15 protein-coding genes are annotated in these 17,925 nt (G+C 60.6%); 7 read left to right on the forward strand and 8 right to left on the reverse strand.

Annotation, left to right across the window (positions count from 1 at the left end; translation table 11 throughout):
- Positions 1–2,765: 2,765 nt before the first annotated feature.
- From ASE96_RS14520 to ASE96_RS14545, 7 genes are all read left to right on the forward strand, one after another.
- Positions 2,766–3,023, forward strand: a complete 258-nt coding sequence (locus ASE96_RS14520; protein WP_056431832.1) for a DUF4913 domain-containing protein — start codon at positions 2,766–2,768, stop codon at positions 3,021–3,023.
- Between the two features lie 350 nt (positions 3,024–3,373).
- Positions 3,374–3,817 carry a hypothetical protein gene (locus ASE96_RS18940; protein WP_082492762.1) on the forward strand — a complete coding sequence of 148 codons (444 nt, stop codon included), beginning with the start codon at positions 3,374–3,376 and terminating at the stop codon, positions 3,815–3,817.
- Between the two features lie 905 nt (positions 3,818–4,722).
- Positions 4,723–6,303 (forward strand): competence protein CoiA, encoded by a 1,581-nt coding sequence (locus ASE96_RS14525; protein WP_442853902.1) that lies wholly within the window; start codon positions 4,723–4,725, stop codon positions 6,301–6,303.
- A 167-nt stretch (positions 6,304–6,470) separates the two neighbouring features.
- Positions 6,471–7,361 (forward strand): hypothetical protein, encoded by an 891-nt coding sequence (locus ASE96_RS14530; protein ID WP_162238834.1) that lies wholly within the window; start codon positions 6,471–6,473, stop codon positions 7,359–7,361.
- Positions 7,362–7,747: 386 nt separating this feature from the next.
- Positions 7,748–8,491 carry a hypothetical protein gene (locus ASE96_RS14535; RefSeq protein ID WP_056431840.1) on the forward strand — a complete coding sequence of 248 codons (744 nt, stop codon included), beginning with the start codon at positions 7,748–7,750 and terminating at the stop codon, positions 8,489–8,491.
- 85 nt (positions 8,492–8,576) lie between these two features.
- Positions 8,577–9,755: a hypothetical protein gene (locus ASE96_RS14540; RefSeq protein ID WP_056431842.1), complete on the forward strand. Its 1,179-nt coding sequence runs from the start codon at positions 8,577–8,579 to the stop codon at positions 9,753–9,755.
- Complete coding sequence (locus ASE96_RS14545; RefSeq protein ID WP_056431844.1) at positions 9,752–10,228, forward strand: PIN domain-containing protein; 477 nt, start codon at positions 9,752–9,754, stop codon at positions 10,226–10,228. The genes ASE96_RS14540 and ASE96_RS14545 overlap by 4 nt, the downstream gene beginning before the upstream one ends.
- A 204-nt stretch (positions 10,229–10,432) precedes the next feature.
- On the opposite strand, the gene ASE96_RS14550 is transcribed toward ASE96_RS14545, so the two are convergent.
- From ASE96_RS14550 to ASE96_RS14585, 8 genes are all read right to left on the reverse strand, one after another.
- Positions 10,433–10,861, reverse strand: a complete 429-nt coding sequence (locus ASE96_RS14550) for a nuclear transport factor 2 family protein (protein WP_056431847.1) — start codon at positions 10,859–10,861, stop codon at positions 10,433–10,435.
- A complete protein-coding gene (locus tag ASE96_RS14555) occupies positions 10,852–11,658 on the reverse strand; it encodes an MBL fold metallo-hydrolase (RefSeq protein WP_056431851.1) in 807 nt (268 codons plus the stop codon). The genes ASE96_RS14550 and ASE96_RS14555 overlap by 10 nt, the downstream gene beginning before the upstream one ends.
- A gap of 116 nt (positions 11,659–11,774) precedes the next feature.
- On the reverse strand, positions 11,775–12,269 hold the full coding sequence (locus ASE96_RS14560; RefSeq protein ID WP_056431854.1) for a MarR family winged helix-turn-helix transcriptional regulator: 495 nt from the start codon (positions 12,267–12,269) through the stop codon (positions 11,775–11,777).
- Between the two features lie 214 nt (positions 12,270–12,483).
- The gene (locus ASE96_RS14565) at positions 12,484–13,314 is read right to left on the reverse strand and encodes an SDR family oxidoreductase (RefSeq protein WP_056431857.1); all 831 of its coding nucleotides are present in this window, start codon (positions 13,312–13,314) and stop codon (positions 12,484–12,486) included.
- Positions 13,311–14,663 carry an MFS transporter gene (locus ASE96_RS14570; RefSeq protein WP_056431860.1) on the reverse strand — a complete coding sequence of 451 codons (1,353 nt, stop codon included), beginning with the start codon at positions 14,661–14,663 and terminating at the stop codon, positions 13,311–13,313. The genes ASE96_RS14565 and ASE96_RS14570 overlap by 4 nt, the downstream gene beginning before the upstream one ends.
- A 74-nt stretch (positions 14,664–14,737) precedes the next feature.
- Positions 14,738–15,739 (reverse strand): alcohol dehydrogenase catalytic domain-containing protein, encoded by a 1,002-nt coding sequence (locus ASE96_RS14575; RefSeq protein ID WP_056431863.1) that lies wholly within the window; start codon positions 15,737–15,739, stop codon positions 14,738–14,740.
- A 250-nt stretch (positions 15,740–15,989) separates the two neighbouring features.
- Positions 15,990–16,532 carry a 2,4'-dihydroxyacetophenone dioxygenase family protein gene (locus ASE96_RS14580; protein ID WP_082492763.1) on the reverse strand — a complete coding sequence of 181 codons (543 nt, stop codon included), beginning with the start codon at positions 16,530–16,532 and terminating at the stop codon, positions 15,990–15,992.
- A gap of 184 nt (positions 16,533–16,716) precedes the next feature.
- Positions 16,717–17,751 carry a LacI family DNA-binding transcriptional regulator gene (locus tag ASE96_RS14585; protein WP_200913062.1) on the reverse strand — a complete coding sequence of 345 codons (1,035 nt, stop codon included), beginning with the start codon at positions 17,749–17,751 and terminating at the stop codon, positions 16,717–16,719.
- Positions 17,752–17,925 lie beyond the last annotated feature (174 nt).

Here is a 17,925-nt window from a genome sequence, read left to right on the forward strand (position 1 = left end):
ACGTCTCCAGCAGGTATCCGCTTTCTGGCCTCGATCAAGCAAGGAAATGGTCTCAAACCCTCCGCCCGTGCGGCCGGCATCGGCAAAAGCATTATCCCGGCGACTAAAGGCTGGCGATGTGTCCAGCTTGGTCTACACCGGGACCCTTGGATTTCGGTTTTCCCCTCGGCGGCCGGCATCGGCAAAAGCATTATCCCGGCGACTAAAGGCTGGCGATGTGTCCAGCTTGGTCTACACCGGGACCCTTGGATTTCGGTTTTCCCCTCACTTCTCCGCCGGGCGTCTGTCTCAGTTTCACTGCTCCAGGGGTGACGAGCATTCATCGCTCTCTCCCAGTGCCAATAGGGACGCGATTGCTTTTGATGTGGGGTCATTGTGGGAGTTCAGACGCCAGGAAACCCTTGCCACGGAATCAGTRGGCGCAGCAGCAGTTCCACKTCGGGAGGCACTCATCATGGCTGCACTTGCTTCCTTCCTATATCGCTCCCACAGGATTTCACTATGAAGCGGACAGGCAAGTTCCATCGGTCGAGCCGCTAGCCGGTCAAAGGTAATTAGTTCRAACGGGTCGTGATGAGGCGATAACTTCACGCCTGTCTCACCGCAGCCAGCAACGGGACACTGATTCGAAGTATTCATTTCCATTGTTCCTTTCTTGCAGGTACTTCGTGAATTGTCAGCGATGGAACATTTCATCGYCCGGMGCTCTCTCGTGTCGCATTTGGTCATTYCACATCCAGTTGGACTATCCCGGCGGCGATCATCACCAGGACGAGTCCGACGCCGAGCATGATTAAGGGAGCGTGTTCACGGGTCCAGAAGCGTGGGTCGCGTTTTGGTGACATCGGGGGCACCTCACTGTTCGGGGCTTGAACCGGCGGATCTACTGGTCACGCCGCCGGACGTGGAGGCCKCGGTTTCAGAGGTACAGGCTTGCGTCGACAGCAGCCTGTCTGGGGGACTGGAGGGAGTAGGTGCTTGCGCAAAGTGATCATTGAGCCTCACATCTTTAGYCGGYATAAGTGCCGGTCCTCTTTCGGCTAAAGGTMTCGCCGCTCGCCACCGACGCTCCGGTAAGTCGCGGTCGCCGTYGCGTTCGCGGCTACTCCGGTTCGAACAATGGTGGGCTCGCCGACTGTGTCCTCCGTATGGATCGCCTGAGGAATTTCTGTGCGGAACGGTTAGAGGTCCCCGGGGGTGCTCGGAGCGGGAACGCCGACTGTGTCCTCCGTATGGCTACTCCGGTTCGAACAATGGTGGGCTCGCCGACTGTGTCCTCCGTATGGATCGCCTGAGGAATTTCTGTGCGGAACGGTTAGAGGTCCCCGGGGGTGCACGGAGAGGGAAGCTGTCGCATTTGGCGACACACCGCCCTGACGGCGCTTGGCCCAGTCCTCGTTGTCCCGTCGTCGTTGTTGTTCCCTGCTGTTTCTTGCGCTGCAGCCGCCGGTGACCTAGCCAAACCGAAGCGACCATGAGACCCATCACATCGGCGAAGCCGAGGATGGCTGCCCACAGCAGAACTCGTCCAAATGAGTAGAACAGCTCGCCGAAATCAGCCACCTCCAGTGCCTCGGACGGTTAAACACCCGACATACAATCGAGGACATCCTCCGATATCTTTGGGCGGCTGCGGTAAGGGATCAGGGGACCCTTCCGGCCCTACCGGAATGACGAGGGACGGCTTATCGTGGTCGCTCCCCACGAAGAACCCGCTCTCCTCGCTGGCGACATCATGGCGTTCCTGCAGTCGTTGTGACCCGAGGGTGGGCGGTAAGGGATCCACTGGCGGACAAGCAATTGCCGTGCAGACCGTGCTTACTTCGTCAAAATAAGACCACGGTCGGACTTCTCCAGCAGGATCATGTTTTTCAGGGCAAAGAAGCGCCGCACCCTGTCGATGCAGGGCGCGGCTGTTTGGGGAGGTCTTTGGTGGGCGAAGTGGGGTGTGGACAGTGTCCACACTTTGGGTCACGGACTGCGCCGTACCGGTGCCGGACTGGGCCGGATTCCGTATGTTTCGGCGGGAGTCCAGTGTTTGCAAGGGCTGGAACCCGGTTCGAGTCCCACCTCGGGCACGTGTTTTCCCTGTTCAGGGGCTTGTGAGCCTCTGAGTGTGCACAAACTGTTCACTGATGGGCCCCTGCGGGGGCCCTTTTTCGTTGGTGGCCGTTTCTGTAGCCGGGTGGCTCCTTTTCTTGATTTCCGGCAGCGGTGATGCTGCCTACTCGTTCATGGCCCGGAGTGCCGCTAACTGCATGACTGAACGCTGGCTGGGGGAGATGTGCTGCCTTTGCTGGTTTGCATTTCTTGATGTCATGACTGTTCATGGCGACGTTGCCAGGCATGTGCATGACTTGGTGCGACTTGTTGACGGTCAGGCGGCTAGCGCTTCCTTGAGCTCGGCGCGTGCCCGGTCGGCACGGGCGAGTCCCTGGTCGGTGAACCTCTTCTCCGATGACAGTCCAAGAGCAACGAGGGCATTCTTCCGGGCGGTAGGTCTTGGTCGTTCGTGGATACGCGGGCGCATCCGATGAGGAGCCCGGTCATAGTTTTGGATGTACCGTTTAGCCCCCCATCACCGGGCATTTTGCGGGAAGGTCTTACGGGAATCGACTGGCCCCACAACGCGGCGATCGTGATCCGGAAATTTTGGGTTGTGGTTGCTCCGGTGAGGGACCGGCTAACGGGACGGTTTGAGGGCTCTATACGGGACGCCCCTTACGGTGCGGCCCCGGCCGGTCCTTGACCCGCGGCGATACGCTGTGGGCCCCGAGTGGTACAAACACCCCGAAGCCCTCATCCGGATGGAAGCAATCTGGCGTCCCTGGGAGCACCTCCGCACGGAGCCGGCCCTCGGCATCAGCACCTGGTGGCTAACCCACGCCGACATCCACATGCGCGTCCTCATAGACAAAGAAGGCCCGTTCAAGAAATGCGCCTACGACGGACACAAACCACCCCGGTCCCAACTTCCCGTGTCGCTCCCTCACAGACCGCCCGAGGGCGGCATTTTTGACTAAGAAATTTTGCCGACGACCACGACTAGGAGAAGTTTCGTCCAGTTGGACATCTCGCCCTGACTACACGCCGAAGTGACCGCCTCCTTCAGGGAGCGTTTTGCAGACAAGGTGCTGCTCGCACCTTTGTAAAACGTTGAGGAGTGGAGTCCTTCGCTTCTTGTCGAAAGCCCAATAACCCCTTGCGGGACCCCTCCGGCTCAGATCGGGGAAACGAAACCGAAAAAGAATCGCAAAAAACATCGATTGGAGTAATGACAGAAAGCACTCCTTGCTGTGATAATAGTCGCGGCTCTGCCCCACTGGGTGGAGTTCAATAGGGCGGGCTCTTTGCAAGCCTGGGGGAGATTTGCATGTTTAGAGTCGAAAAAACCGAGGACAATCTGGTGCCTCGAGTCGCAGATGCCGACGCCGGCGTATATCTCGAATGGTTAGTAACCGGCAGCCGCTACACCACGGAAGTTTTCGAGCTGCTAACTGAAAGCGGCGGAATTCCTTTCACCACGTCGCGAGAATCCGTCGTTGACGCTGAAACTGGACTTAAGTTCACGCTTTTCAAATTTAACACCTTTGGAAGTGCCCCTCGATCTCAAAGTAGAGCCGCGCACCTAGTCAATCGCACATTCAGCGACGAGAACGAAAAGCAATATTGGATGAAAAATGCAGTGGAGGCTCTGCTAGTCTTTGGAACTGCTTTCAATGGCTTGGATGCGCCTTACAAAGGGTTCACGCGAGTTGAATTGAATAATCATATCTACACGCTTGAGGATTTCGGATATACGCTACTCCATAAATAGAGCTATTTAGGTCAAAGGTGGGGGGAAATTGACTGATTTAAATCTTGCGGGTGCGCTCGAGGTGTTCGCCAATCTCGGCGATAATTCTACATTGGACGATTTCGAGAAACTGGTTCGCCAGGTATCCGTGGCCCAGAGAGATGGTTCAACCCCACCTGTCGCTTATGCGTACAGCGGGCCAAGCAATCCGTATGAGTGGGACCATCGCTTCCTTTGCAGAAGAACTTAGATCAAGGCTGCCTGATGGGCGCTGAGGACTCGGCGTCGTCCATCAATGCTGCTTCCTTCATCGCGGCTCGAGTGACTGGGATGCCCGCAAGCCGATCCCCTTACGGACACCTGAAGGGGTCGCCGCATCTGGATCCCCTGTGTCTCATAACCTCAGTGCCTCGAAACCCTAGCGTTTCAAGACAGTCGGCAGGAGTCGACAACGGACGTGACTGCCGGTGCGGGCCGCGTTCCCACCGGCAGCCGAAGTCAGTGAGGGTGACATTTAGCGCTGCAAAAAGACCGCCATTTATCGTAGAAATTCACAGCTGCGAAACGGCGGTACAAGTTGTTGTCTCAGAAGTCCTCAAGGAAACCCGGACTGCGACGACAGGGGCATTTGATGAAACTCGGCTAAAGGTGCCCACAAGGTGCCGTCGAGATAGACATGCCGGAAGTTCTGGGACTGGAATGCCCACCAGAAATTAGTGGCAGGACCGACAGGGACGGTGATCGCGTGTCCTTCGTTGAACTGGTCATGCCCTATTCATACCGGAAAACGCAAGGGCGCCTGAGGATCCTGCAAAGGGTCTGCGCCAACCGGGGTGCCCTGCTCTGTCGTAGCAGCGGGCTCGAATCGTCAACGGTTCCTGATGGCGCCGTCGGCGGACGGCAGGTAGATTGACCGCCAGGTGACAATGGGCGTGGTGGTGGGGGGATCTTCGTTGCAGCTGGTGGCGTACATCAATGGTGAGCGAGTCGATGCGACTGAGATGGCTCATCGGCCGTGGCGTGATCTGGTGAAACATCCGCGCTATGCGGAGCTGGTGCTGATTGAATGCGGGCTGCGGGCCAAACGGGTGACCTCCCACATGGGCCGCCAGTACTTCGCCCATTACCCGAGCCTTGAGTGCCCCGTCGTGCACAAGTCGGAGTCGCCCCAGCACCTGGCCATGAAGCAGGCGCTGAAGGACAGGATCAACGCGGCCCCGGGGTGGACCGCGGAGGTGGAGGCCGCTCATCCCGAGCGGGCCTGGACTGCCGACGTCTTGGCCACTAACACGGACGGCCGGCGGCTTGCGTTCGAAGTCCAGCTCTCGCAGCAGACCGAGGAAGAGTTCGTGCGCCGGTCCCAGCGTTACGTGGACGATCGCATCGGCCCGGTGTGGGTTGTCCCCAAAGACTTCGATTGGTTCCGGGTGCAGCTGCCGATGATCGTAACGGGCTTCGGCAAGGCCAGCGACCTGCCCGGGAATCCTGCTGAATTGATGGAGCTGCTCGACCACCAGCCGCTCATCGGAAAGATGGCCCGGTCCGGGGCGATAGTGGACGCGGTCCTGCAACCAAGATTCAAGTGGCCTCACGGGACGCCACGGCACCAGTGGGACACCATCCAGCGACTGGAGGCTGAGCGCGCCGAAGCCGCGGAGGCCGCCAGGGTGAAGGCTGCTCAGGAGGCCAAAGCGAGACAGCTCGTGGGCCAGGAGGAGGTGGAACGCAAGGTGGAAAGGGACTCGCTGTTCGCGGTTCAAGCTGTGGCACCGGACGTCGGGGCTGTACCCGCAGTTAGGGCGGGGATGAATGTGTGGGCGAGCATCGTCAGCTGTTCTGGCTCCGGCCACCCTTTCCTCATCTGGCGGCTGCTGGAGCCGCCGGCGAGGATTGATCTTCGCCCATACCGGCCGGGCCCTGAAAGCCTTGACCGTGTCCTTGTCCCGGTCGAGGCCTGGCTTCAGGCCGCTGGCGGCTCGCTGGTCCGAGGCAAATTGGTCACCGTGAACCGACCCGGTAAGCCTCTGGGGTTCGCATGCCCTACATGCAACGACCTGGTCCAGGGGCGGTGGGTGTCTTCGATACCAAATTCGAAGTGGTCAGCAATTGCCGAACGTAGCCAGGCGGAGGTTGACGTTCCCAAGCCGCCGGAACCGGGCGCGCGCCCTGGGCCGCCAAGGGAGCAAACCTTCAGGCCTAAGACGGTGCACCGGCCGGCGCGCATTGAGGAAGGCCACCCGGAGTTCATCGGCCCGCGGCCCCGGACCCTCTGGATGTCTGAGGCCAGGGACGCGACCGAGATCGCCGCACGCCAGGCGGCCAAAGATGCCAGGGCGGCACGACTGCGGGAGATCAGCGAGAACCCACGCTACATCGGCAGCGCCAACGGATTCAGGATCCAGTGCAGTGACTGCGGCGGAACTTTCGAAGACGACAACGAGGGCATCCACGCGAACGCCAAGTGTCTGGCGCGTGGCGGCAGCAACCCGGCTGGCAGTTGGCGATGACGGGCGGTCGTGAAAGGGTCGCACCCATGAAGCCGATCATCCTGCTCGACCTCGACGGCGTTCACAACCCGGCACGCTAAGTGCTGTTCCTTGACGAGGCTGTCAAGGCTAACACCCTGCGCTAGTCCAAGCCCAGACCTGGGCCAAGCCACTGTTAGGCTCCCTGTGTGAGTAAGAGCAGCCCCGGTCCTCGTCGATACACCAGTGCCACTGTGCGTGCGCTCTACGCCCTTTCAGGGACGACGTGCTACTACCCCGACTGCCCACGCTCGGTGGTCACCTTCATCGATGAAGAGCCTTTTACTGAGGTTCAAATTGCACACATCCGAGCTGCAAGCCCGGACGGTCCTCGCAATGACCCAAACATGACGGATGACGAGCGCAGAGCCTTTGCAAACCTGATCCTGCTTTGTAAGCCTCACCATGACCTCGTAGACAAGCGCCACCCGGACCGCTACTCCGTCGAGAGACTGGTGGAGTGGAAGTCCGAGCGGGAAGGCTCCATGGGCATCGAGCGGCAGAATCTGTCCGGCATCGATGAAGACGCCCTGATTGACGCCATACTAACAGCCATCTCAGCCGCCCCACCTCAACGCACGGTGGTAGCAGAATTGGGGTTGGGTTATTTTGGGGCGCAGGGCTTGGTGGAGTTCCCGACCGCCACAGCTAAAAAATTCATTGGTATCGAGCAGTACAACAACCTCGGGAATCAAGTCCTGCTACTCACAGTGCGGAACACGGGGACACTGCCGGCCTATTGGGACGGGCATATGCTCTATTACCGTCCCTGTGGGATTGCCCGTGCCGGGGACAACTACTTCCCGTACGACAACCCGAAGTTACCTCACCGCCTCGAGTCGGGTCAGTCAGCACGCTGGCTGTATTTCCTCCCCGAAGTCATCAATCTGGTGGCGTTCATGCGGGACAGGAAGCTAGGGATTGAGACCTTGGTGGCGAAAGTTAACTTGGGATCGGGCGAATCGATCGATTCGAGCCCACTGCACGTGGATTGCCTTCCCGGGGGACAGTCCCAAAGTCCTGACGGGGTGCCGAGCTAGAGGTCCACCATGACAACCGGCTTCGCTGCCGAAGCGGTAAGGCTTACGGAGGCGTGCCATGCCATCTTCGGTGACCCAGCGACGTGGATAACAGCCGACGGCTACCCGGATAGCACGATGTGGCCGGTGGTATTCCATGCGTTCGTGATCCCGTTCCGTTCATCGCTGGGCCCAGTGGTAGCTGTGGTTGCGAAACAAGCTGGCAGTCAAGCGCTGACTACGAGCCAACCGACGGCCGTGCCTCCTATGTCGAACGACAGGGGAGGCAATTTTGCTCGTTCGATCCAGAGACAGGATTCACACTAAATCCATCCACCCCCGACCAGGTTCGCTACTACGTCTACCTGAATCCCGAAGATCTTGATGATGCTTGCTAGAGTCCGAGAGTGACGACTGACTTCACCGCCGAAGCGGAAAAGCTGACAGCGGTATGCCGAGGCATCTTTAAGGACGAGAGCAAGTGGATTGCCGCCGATGGCTACCCGCACAGCCTGGCGCTCTGCATCATTGACTCCATCTTCTCGACGGGCTCTCACTACAACAGCGTCATCAATGTCGTGAATGAGTACCGGGCCTACCGGCGCGCCGAGAACGGTGACGCGGACCAGGACGGCACCAAGGAGCTCCTGGCGACCTTTGCCGCCGTGGGCAACAGTGCGGCTGTCTGGGCAGACGAAGTCGTGGATAACCGCAAGCCGGCGCATACCAAGAAAAACGCCCCTCTGAAAGCCGAGGAGATCCGGCAGGCGGCTGAGAGACTCCACGAGCTGAACTACAGAACACGGGATGACCTGCACCGGGCTTACGCCGAGGACGAGCATCTCACCAAGTTGAAGAACGTCTGGCTGGACCTGCCAAGCCAGCGTTCCGGCGTGACGTACAACTACCTACTTATCCTGGCCGGCTTCCAGTCGGTGAAGCCGGACCGTATGGTGATTCGGTTCATCAAGGAGAACGTCGAGCTGGAGAACCGGCGGCTCAGCGAGGAAGATGCTGCGGCCCTGATCAAGGGGGTTGCGGAGCTGTACCCCACGGAGCCACGCCGGCTAGACCACGTGATCTGGCGGCATGTGTCAGGTCGGGAAGTCTTCAAGGAAGAGGAAGTGCTCGCGCAGAATATTCAGAGGTGACGCGCGATGATGGGCGACGAAGGGTATGCACTCGGGTGGATCGAGAGTGCAGGCACGACATCGTGAGTGGTAAGGGGGAGCTTATTTGGCGATTGAGGTTGTTTTGGATGGAGAGACCGTCCCGGTTGACGAGGCGGTGTTCAGGTTGCTGCTCGACAATTCCGTGGCGGGAACCTATAAGGGCTATGAGAATGCGCTCGGATCGCACCGAATAAAGTTCTCCGACCTCGTGTCGCTTGCGGAGAAAGGCGACATCCCATACTCCCTGTTCTTCGCACCGTTTGCGCTGGTGCAGGAGCAGGTAAAGAAGAAGAATGAGAAGTTGCTTGCGGGACTCGGCAAAGACACGTTCTCGATAGGGTCGCGCTCGAAGGTGGAGCTGCGGGACGTCGAACTTATCGTCAAGGACCTGATCCGAAAACAGCACCTCGTCCGGAAGCACGATAAGTCGCTCCAGCGGAACAAGATTGTGGGCGTGCTCCGTGATGACGGGTCATCCATCGATGCCGACGCAGCACGGCTCATGTCGGCCATAGGCCTTTCGCACGAGGCGGTCCGTGCGTGCAAGACCAAGGAGAAGGCGCTCGATCTCATGATTGATCGTCTCGAAGCCAACCAGGTTTTGGTGTCGCGAAGTGTCCAGCACTACATGCCGCAGCGCTTGACGCACGTGAAGTTCAGTGGCATGACGATCCGAGACAACAAGGTCCCGTTTATCTTTCTGGCAGGAGGAGACCACGGGGACGACCAGGAGCCGGCCGGTCGGACCATCTTCACGCTGGCGCTGATGACGGTGCTCGTGGCCCGAAGAATATTCGCTCCAATGACCTGGGACGGCGGCAGCGTTCAGACGGATCCCGGGCGGGAGTACGATATCGCTGGTGCAATGCTGATGCCATGCGACCGGTTTAAGGCGATCCGACCCACGTCGCTCGATGACATGAGGATCGCGTCGGACGCATTCAAGGTCACTGCGAGCGCCGTAACGGTGCGCGCGATGAGGCTGGGAATGATCAATGCTGAGACCACGAGCAACTACCTCGCGCAGTTGCGGGAGGAGTTCCGGAGCCGCCCCAAGGGCGGTCCTCGGAGCCCGATTCACCCTGAGAATGCCGTTCGGAAGTACAACGGGAGGGAACTCAGCCGGAGGATGCTGCACGCGCTTGATAACCAGAGCATCTCACCAGGCGAGTTCTGCCGTGCAGTCTGTTTGAACCACCTCAAGCCAACTCAGATCGATGACCTCAGGCGGGCTCTCGGATGAGCGACTTCGGGCGACGGTACGTCGTCGACACAAACGCGCTCAGTCAGCTTGGAAGAAGGCGACGAGCGAGCGAGTACTTTCTGGAGAGCGCCGTCATACCGGAGGCTGTACTGCACGAGGCCAAGGGCTTTCCAGACATCACATCGCTGCGCGACAACGTCCACCCGACGACGCCAAGGGTGCTCCAGCTGCTGGTCGAGGTCATGGCCACAGTGCCGGACACTGACACCCGGCTCGTCAACCTCTACGCCAACCTAGGTAACGCCGACCCGCTGGTCGTCGCATGCGCCCTCGAGGGCCAAGAGCACGACACCCAATACCTCATGGCCCCGGAGTGGTTCGTCGTCACTGGGGACGCGGCAGTCCGCGACAAGGCGGAGGAGTTCGGACTGAAGGTGCTCAGCAACTCTCAGTTCGCAGCGCTCATCGACGGAGCTGGGGCTGAACAGGAAGGATCGCGCGGCGGTGGATGACGGACTGCAATCAGCCGCGGGATTTTGCGGCGATGAGTCTTCACGCGCGAAGATGCGCTCATTGGTGAGTTGCCCGCGAACCTTTAAAGGTGTCACGGAAGTTTGAACCCAGCAGAAGCAGGCGGACGCCGCAGGCTTCATATGCGGGATTCGTGGGGGCTCCCTTCAGCCGGCCTTGAGGGTGAAACGAAAGTCGTCGCAGACTTATACCAACAGGCTTGCTTCGACGACTTTCGCGGTGTCGACGAATTGTTCGAAGCGGACGATGAGTCCGCCGCGGACGATGAAATGGTGGGCCACCCGGACGTTCAATGGGTTCCCGGTTGCCCGGTGCGTGGCGGTGTACCTGGCGAGGACCACTACGTTTTCACCTTCGACGATGTATGTGTCGTCGTGGGCTGCCCAGCCGTCCCAGTCCCGGCCGAGAATTTCCATGACATTGGACGTGACCCCGTCGGGGGTGCGGTAGGTCCCTGCGAGGGGGAAGCCGGCCATCTCAGTCCATTCAACATCCGGGGCCATCGTGGCGCGGAGCGCTTCGAGGTCACCTGCTGCTGATGCCAGATACTGCCGGCGGACGACATCGCGCGGCGAGGTTGAGCGGGCAAGTTCGGTGTAGTCACTCAGCCCCATGTCATTTCCCCCTTGGCGACCTTGGGTCCGATTTGTGCCGCGATCAACATCCCGGAGTTTGGGTAGCTTTCGATCAGGGCAGCCGTAACAGCCGCGGCATTTGCTGAGCGGGCGAGGATCCGTTCGAATTCCTGGAGGTAGGACCGTGTGTAGTCGATGGCTGTGGAATCGTTGGCCGTTCCCGGCAGCCGGTGGCCTGCGATGACGAGATCCGGGTTGAGGGCCCGCATCTGGTCAAGGAGTTCGATCCAAGCCGAGCGCTGTTCGGGGGTGGCCGTGTCTGCGGTCCAGACGTGTTCTTCCTGGAAGACAAGGACTCCACCGACGACTGCATTCTGATCGACGTTGTAGAGGTAGTGCCTGTCAGGTAGCAGGTCAGAGCCGCCTCGGAGTTCGAAGCGGCACCCGTCGAGTTCGATCGCGTCTGCACTCAGGGGCGCGATCGTTGCCAAGCGGGTCGGAAGGTTGGCACCCAGTGCTGCCCACGCCTGGAGTTTGCCTTCGTAGGTTGCCTGGATGTGCTCGATGACGATCGGTGTCGCCAGGACTGTGGCATTTGGGAACGCATCGACGATGACTTCCAGGCCGAAGTAGTAGTCAGGGTCAGCGTGGCTGATGAAAACGGTGTCCAGTTCTTTACCGGAGTCCAGGATGGCCGCGACGAGACGATGACCGTCGGCCCGGGTGAAGCCGGCGTCCACGAGGAGGGCCTTTGACGGGCCGGTGATCAATGTTGCTGACTTGTTGGGTGAACCTGCGGGAAAGTCGAGATCAAAGACCTCAAAATGCAGCGACATGCTCGTGAACCTTTCTCGGATGCCCCGGAGTGTCCGAAGCGAGTCGCGCAGTACGCTCACTCAAATCCAACAATAGCTGACTAGTCAGCTATTCCCTAGGGGTGTAACCCGTTCGATCATGGCATGATCGGCAGGTGCTGTGCAGCGTTTTTGCTGATCTTCTTCACGGCCTCCGAGAGCACCTCGGCTTCTGCGGGTGAGAGCAGGTCGAGCATGTACCGTTCAATTTTTTCCACGTGGCGGGTGCTTGCCCGGAGGAGGACGTCTTCGCCATGTGTGGTGAGGCGGATGAGCTGGACCCGGCCATCGACAGCAGAGCTCTCTCGTTCAATAAGGCCCAGCGCTGACGCCCTCTGCACCAGTCGGGTGGCTCCGCCGGACGTCAATACCCGCGCCTGCGCGATGTCACGTACTGGAATTCCCTCGTTGCCGCCCCTTGCGGCCAGGAGGAGAAGTTCAAAGAGTGAATGACTGAGCCCGAACTCCTGTTCCAGGGCGCGGCCGAGGAGAAACTCCAGCCGGTTCGCCGCACCCAGTAGGCGCCCGAAGACCAAGATGCGATGATCGTTGGCAGCCTCTTGGCCTGATCCAAATTCCGTTGCATTGTTCACGGTCCAACACTAAGCGGAACCAATGGGGTGTCGCTTGCCCCTTCTTGGAAGTTGGTTCACAGATAGGGCGCCGTGTCGCTGACCAGGGGCATGGGACCCCCGTAGCCCGTTTTGCCACCGGCACAAAAGCTGGCCATCTGGAGGCCTATCAGCGGGCCTGGCCGGAGGGTCGAATCGAGCCGGCGGTATCGTGGTGGACAGCTTGGCGGCAGACTTAGCGGGAGAGCCATCCCCCGTCGACGTTAATGACGGTTCCCGATAGATAGGTGGAGGCCGCGGACGCGAGGTAGACCGCGGCGCCGCCGATTTCGTCGGGTTGTCCCCAGCGGCCTATAGGCATGCGGCTGCGCATGGCTTGGTACCTTGCGGGGTCTTCGCGGTGGGCTGCAGTGAGTTCTGTTTCCATGTATCCGGGCGCAATTCCGTTGACTCTGATTCCATGGGGGGCCCACTCGTTGGCGAGGGCACGGGTCACTCCCAGGAGTCCGTGTTTGGATGCCGCGTAGGAGGGTACTTCGACGCCTCCTTGGAAGGCATTGATGGAGAGGATGTTGATGATGCTGCCAGGCTGGTCATCGCCGAGCAGGGAGCGGGTGAACGCTTGGGAGAGCACGAAAGGTGTAGTCAGGTTCAAACCGATCACGGATTCCCAGTCTTCGAGGGTTGTCGTGAGCGCAGGTCCGCGCCGGATCAGCCCGGCGTTGTTGACGAGAATGTCGGGCCCTCTTCCGGTTTCCTTGGCCCAGGTGATGATTTCAGCGGCCTGTTCCGGTGAGAGAGCGGCGAGATTCTGCGACCGTATCCGGCATTTCACGCCGTGCGCTTCCAGTTCGTCCTTGAAGTCGTTCAGAGGCGAGAGGTCCAGCGCTATGACTTCTGCTCCGGCAAGTCCCAGGGCAGTGGCGACCGCACGGCCCAGTCCTCTGCCGGCGCCTGTGACGAGTGCGGTTTTGCCGTGTAGGGAGAAGGGGTTCGTCGCGAGTGGCTGTCCGGCCGCAAGGGTTGCGGTGTTTCCCGTTGCTGAACCGGTTCCGGCGGGCTTCATTTCGTGGTCTCCTGTTCGAGTACGCGGTCGTGCCGCAGTGATGATTTGGCGGTTTCCTTTGCCACAAGTGCTGCAATAAAGGTGATCGTTGCCGCTATGCCGAGGTAGATGCTGACACCGAGGGTGTTTTTCTGGTCCACGCTGCCGAGAATGGCGATGGAGATGAGGGGTGCAAGCCCGCCGGCGAAGACCGATGCCAGCTGGTAGCCGAGGGAGGCGCCGCTGTAGCGGACGCTGGTGCCGAACAGTTCAGAGAAGAACGCTGCCTGGGGAGCGTACATGAACGTGGTGCAGACGAGGCCGACGACGATGGCAAGGATAATAAGTCCGTCATTACGGGTGTCGATGAGCGGGAAAAAGACGAAACCCCAAAGACCCGTGCCTGCCGCGCCGGCCAGGTAGAGGGGCCGGCGGCCCACGCGGTCGGAGAAGGATCCGATGATCGGAGTGAGCACGAACTGGGCCACAGAGCCGATCAGCACGCCGGCGATAGCGACGTCCTTGCGCATTCCCAGATACGTGACCATGTAGGTAATGACGACAATACTGAAAATGTAGTAGGCGATGTTTTCGGCCAAACGCATGCCCATGGCAATGGCAACCTCACGCGGGTATTTGCGCAGGACCTCGAAGATTGGGGCCTTGGCCTTCTCGCGCATGGATGCGGCCTTCTTGGCTTCGGCAAAGACGGGGGACTCCTCGATACTCAGGCGAACCCAGAGCCCGACAAGCACCAGCAAGGCGCTCAGGAGGAAGGGGATGCGCCAGCCCCACGCCAAGAAATCGCTGTCTGACTGCACTGCGGCCAGCACCCACAGCACGACTGCGGCCATCAGGTTGCCCAGCGGTACGCCGGCCTGGACCCATGAGGACCAGAATCCGCGGTGCCGGTCGTCGCCGTGTTCGGCGGCCATGAGGACAGCGCCGCCCCATTCACCGCCCACTGCGAAGCCTTGGAGCAACCGGCAGAAGACGAGAAGCAGTGGAGCGGCAACTCCGATCATGGCGTAGGTGGGCAGCAGGCCGATGGCGAAAGTGGCCGCTCCCATGAGCACCAGGCTGATGACGAGCATCTTCTTGCGGCTTACACGATCTCCGAAGTGACCGAAGATGATGCCGCCCAGGGGCCGGGCGACGAAGCCGACAGCATAGGTGCCGAAGGCCAGAAGCACTCCGGTTGCCGGGTCCTGGCTGGGAAAGAATACCGCTCCGAAGACCAGCGCTGCGGCTGATCCGTAGAGGAAGAAGTCATACCATTCGATGGCCGTGCCGATGAGGCTGGCAAATACGACCTTGCGGATCGGTGTCCGTGCGAGGGTGACGGACGTCTGGGTGTGTGCGTTAACCATGGGGGTCTCCGTTGGATGTGTCACGATGCTTGATGATGGCGTCTGGTTACGGTCAGCGTTGACCTGCAGGCGCTTTAGGGAAGGAGCACGACCTTGACGGCTTCGGCGTCGGCTGCCGCTTGGAGTGCGCGAGTGCCTTCGGTCAGAGGGAAGGTAGTCACCAGCGACGCCCACATGTCAGGCGCTGCCTCCAGCGCTGTCAGCGCGTTGCGGTAGTCGAGGGCGACTGAGCCGTAGCTCCCGACAAGTTGGATCTCGTTCCTGGCCAGCACATTGATGTCTACGGCCGGGATCGACGGGAACAGGCCGGCGACGACGATGGTTCCGCCCGGGCCGATATTTGCCACCGCAGATGACAATGCCTGGGCCGCGCCCGATGCTTCCAGCCACCCGTGCAGCCCTGCCGGGGTCACGTCCTCTGCCTGGATGGTTTCCAGACCAAGTAGCCGGGCCAGGGGCAGGCGATGCTCTTCGTCGCGTGCTGCGCCGAGGAGCGTAACCCGATGCCCGCGCTGTTTCAGGAGCAACGCGGCCATGAGGCCGATCGGCCCGGGACCGCTGACGATGACACGGGCCTGGGCCGGTATCGATTGCTCCAGGCGTGTCACCGCGCGCAGGGCCACGGACAGCGGCTCCGTGAGGGCGAGAACCGCAGCGGGCAGCTCATTGTTCACCGGCACGGCGCGGTATTCAGGGATGGAGAAGAGATCTGCGGCGGCTCCGTCAAAGGAGAGCCCCAGCACGGTTCGGTCCAGGCAAAGTTGACGAGTTCCTCGACGGCACAGATCGCAGGATCCGCAGCCATCGATGGCAATGGGCACAATGCGTTGACCGATCCATTGGCTGCCCGTTCCCGCTCCGGTACCTACAACGACGCCGACCGCTTCATGACCCAGTGTCACCGGGCAATGGACCCATTCGTAACCCGTGTCCTGACGCCATGCATGCACATCGCTGCCGCAGAGGCCGCAGGCCAGTGTCTGGACAAGGAGCTCTCCGGGAGCCGGGTCGGGCTTGGGATGCTCCTGCACCCGCACGTCTTTCGGTGAGGTGCTTTGTTTTCTAAGGGCTTTCACGGTCAGCCCTGTACGAATTTGTTCATCGGTTCTTCTCCTTCGAAGTTCCGCAGTCTGTGGTAACGGCTGGTCCGTCGGCGCCGGCAGTGCCGGGGCAGGTTGACAGCGTCATTGGTGTATCCGGATGCCGCCCGGTGCCGCTCCTGGCTGCAGTGGTCGCAGGAGCAGCACCGGACTCGGCCCCGGGTTGCGGCCAGCTTGTGGCGATTCCGGGAATCGCGGTCCGGCCCCCGAGGGGAGAGGAGGCCTCTTAGCGGATGAATTGATCGACGTAGTCGGCGCCAAGGCCTACTGCTTCGTAGTGTGCCCGGGCAAGGGCAATCTTGGTGAAGACATCCTCAATGCCGGTGGGGTTGCCGTCGGGATCCACGTAGATGTAGGTGCCGGTGACGTGGAACAGGGTGGCCATTTCCTCGACCCCGTCAGGGACGACGAGCGTGTGGATATCGCCCGGTGTTTCGAAGGCGTAAGTCCCTTCTTCGGCCCACCACTCGTGCTCCAGGTAGTGCCAGCGGCCCTTAAGGGTGATCGCGTGAACCGGCCCGGCGTGCCTGTGGCGGGAGAGGATCCCGGATTTGCGCACGCGCAGGATGTTCACGAAATATCCCTGGCTCGCCGAGAGAATCAGCGGGCGGAAGGACACGTCCTTGGACTGGGGCACCCACAGGCGCTCGTCCGCGTCCAGGTCGAGAGCGCCGGGCACGATGACGTCATCGATGATGCCATAGGGCTGCTCGCCGCGGTAAGGAACGGCAGCCTCATCCATGGTTGCTTCAGCAGCATTCGCAGTCATTCTTCTCCTTCGAAGTTTAGGAACCGATGTGGATGTCACATCATTTGCGGAACTGAATCGATTAAGTTCGAACGTGGCCAAAACCAGGGTTCCTGAATCGATTAAGTTAAGTATTCATGCCGTCGGGCCGGTGCGCAAGAGCTTTGGAGGATTTTTTGTTGTCCGAGTCACATTCGGGGGTTGCTTAGCCCGTTGTCTCCCTGACTTGAAGGATGTGGGGGAGCACTATGCGCTCGGGGGGCCCGTCGTATCCCTGGATTCTGCGGAGCAGCAGTTCGAAGCCGCGCCGTCCCATCATTTCGCGGGGGACCGTCACTGTGGTCAGCTGCAGCGGGCCGGCGCTGGAGAAGCTCATGTCGTCGAATCCGGCGACCGCCAAATCCTCCGGCACCCGGAGCCCCCGTTCCCGGCAGACGTCGAGGACGCCCACCGCGATCATGTCGTTGCCGCACAACACGGCCTCAACCTGCTGCCCGGCGCTCAAGAGCGTCCGGGCCCGGGCGGCCCCGGATTCCCGGGTCAGCGCACCCCAGAGCCCGTCCTCGTTCACAACGGTCGCGCCCTCCATCGCCAGGCCTTCCCGGAAGCCCCGCTCACGGTCTCGGGAAACACTGGACGCGCCGGCGCCGCCGAGCACCGCGACCCTTTTTCGACCTGTCCCTGCCACATGTTGTGCCAGCTCCCGGGCCGCAGCCAGATTGTCGACTACTACCGAATCGGCAGCAGCTCCCTCGAGCACTCGGTGCAACTGCACGAAGGGAACACCGCGTCGGGTGAGGCTTTCAAGCAAGTCGCGGTCCTGATCGGCTACAGAAGTGAAGAGCAGGCCGGCTGAATTCCGGTCAAGCTGTGCCATTGCCGCTTCGGTCTGTCGCTCCCCATTAATGCCGACGTTGGAGACGAATACCTCGAAGCCCTCCAGAGTGGCCGCGGCGATCACTCCGCTGGCAAGATCAGGGTAAAACGGGTTTGCTATGTCGGCGAAAAGCAGGCCGACGGCATCTGTCCGCCCGCGGCGCAATTGCTGGGCTACTTTGTTGGGGCGGTACCCCAGGTCTTCCGCAGCAGTGAGGACACGATCACGTAAATCCTCACTAACCCCGGGCCGCCCGCTCATTGCATAGGACACTGACGCGGATGAAACACCCACCCGCTGTGCAACGTCGCGGATGGTGACTCGCACGCTCTTATCTGGGCCTGAACGCTCTTCCGTCACCATAAACGAAAGCTTATCCGTTTAAGAAGATTCGAGCGTCGCGCTTTCTCCTTCGGCCGCGCTTAGCCATTTAGCCGTTTCTCATGAGGTGAGCGCCGATGCGGCTTTCCTCTCCACGGAAGCCGGCCACCTGCTAGCCCGTTGCCGAGTTAGGACTCCGCGTACAACAAATCGTCG

Origin of the sequence: Arthrobacter sp. Leaf69, from assembly GCF_001422645.1 — a bacterium.
GTDB lineage: Bacteria > Actinomycetota > Actinomycetes > Actinomycetales > Micrococcaceae > Arthrobacter.

Excerpts from the sequence above, each read along its gene's own strand:
- ASE96_RS14585 (WP_200913062.1), bottom strand. The coding sequence starts at position 17,751 with ATGGTGACGGAAGAGCGTTCAGGCCCAGATAAGAGCGTGCGAGTCACC.
- ASE96_RS14565 (WP_056431857.1), bottom strand. The coding sequence starts at position 13,314 with ATGAAGCCCGCCGGAACCGGTTCAGCAACGGGAAACACCGCAACCCTT.
- ASE96_RS14570 (WP_056431860.1), bottom strand. The coding sequence starts at position 14,663 with ATGGTTAACGCACACACCCAGACGTCCGTCACCCTCGCACGGACACCG.
- ASE96_RS14580 (WP_082492763.1), bottom strand. The coding sequence starts at position 16,532 with ATGACTGCGAATGCTGCTGAAGCAACCATGGATGAGGCTGCCGTTCCT.
- ASE96_RS14525 (WP_442853902.1), top strand. The coding sequence starts at position 4,723 with ATGGGCGTGGTGGTGGGGGGATCTTCGTTGCAGCTGGTGGCGTACATC.
- ASE96_RS14545 (WP_056431844.1), top strand. The coding sequence starts at position 9,752 with ATGAGCGACTTCGGGCGACGGTACGTCGTCGACACAAACGCGCTCAGT.
- ASE96_RS18940 (WP_082492762.1), top strand. The coding sequence starts at position 3,374 with ATGTTTAGAGTCGAAAAAACCGAGGACAATCTGGTGCCTCGAGTCGCA.
- ASE96_RS14550 (WP_056431847.1), bottom strand. The coding sequence starts at position 10,861 with ATGGGGCTGAGTGACTACACCGAACTTGCCCGCTCAACCTCGCCGCGC.
- ASE96_RS14555 (WP_056431851.1), bottom strand. The coding sequence starts at position 11,658 with ATGTCGCTGCATTTTGAGGTCTTTGATCTCGACTTTCCCGCAGGTTCA.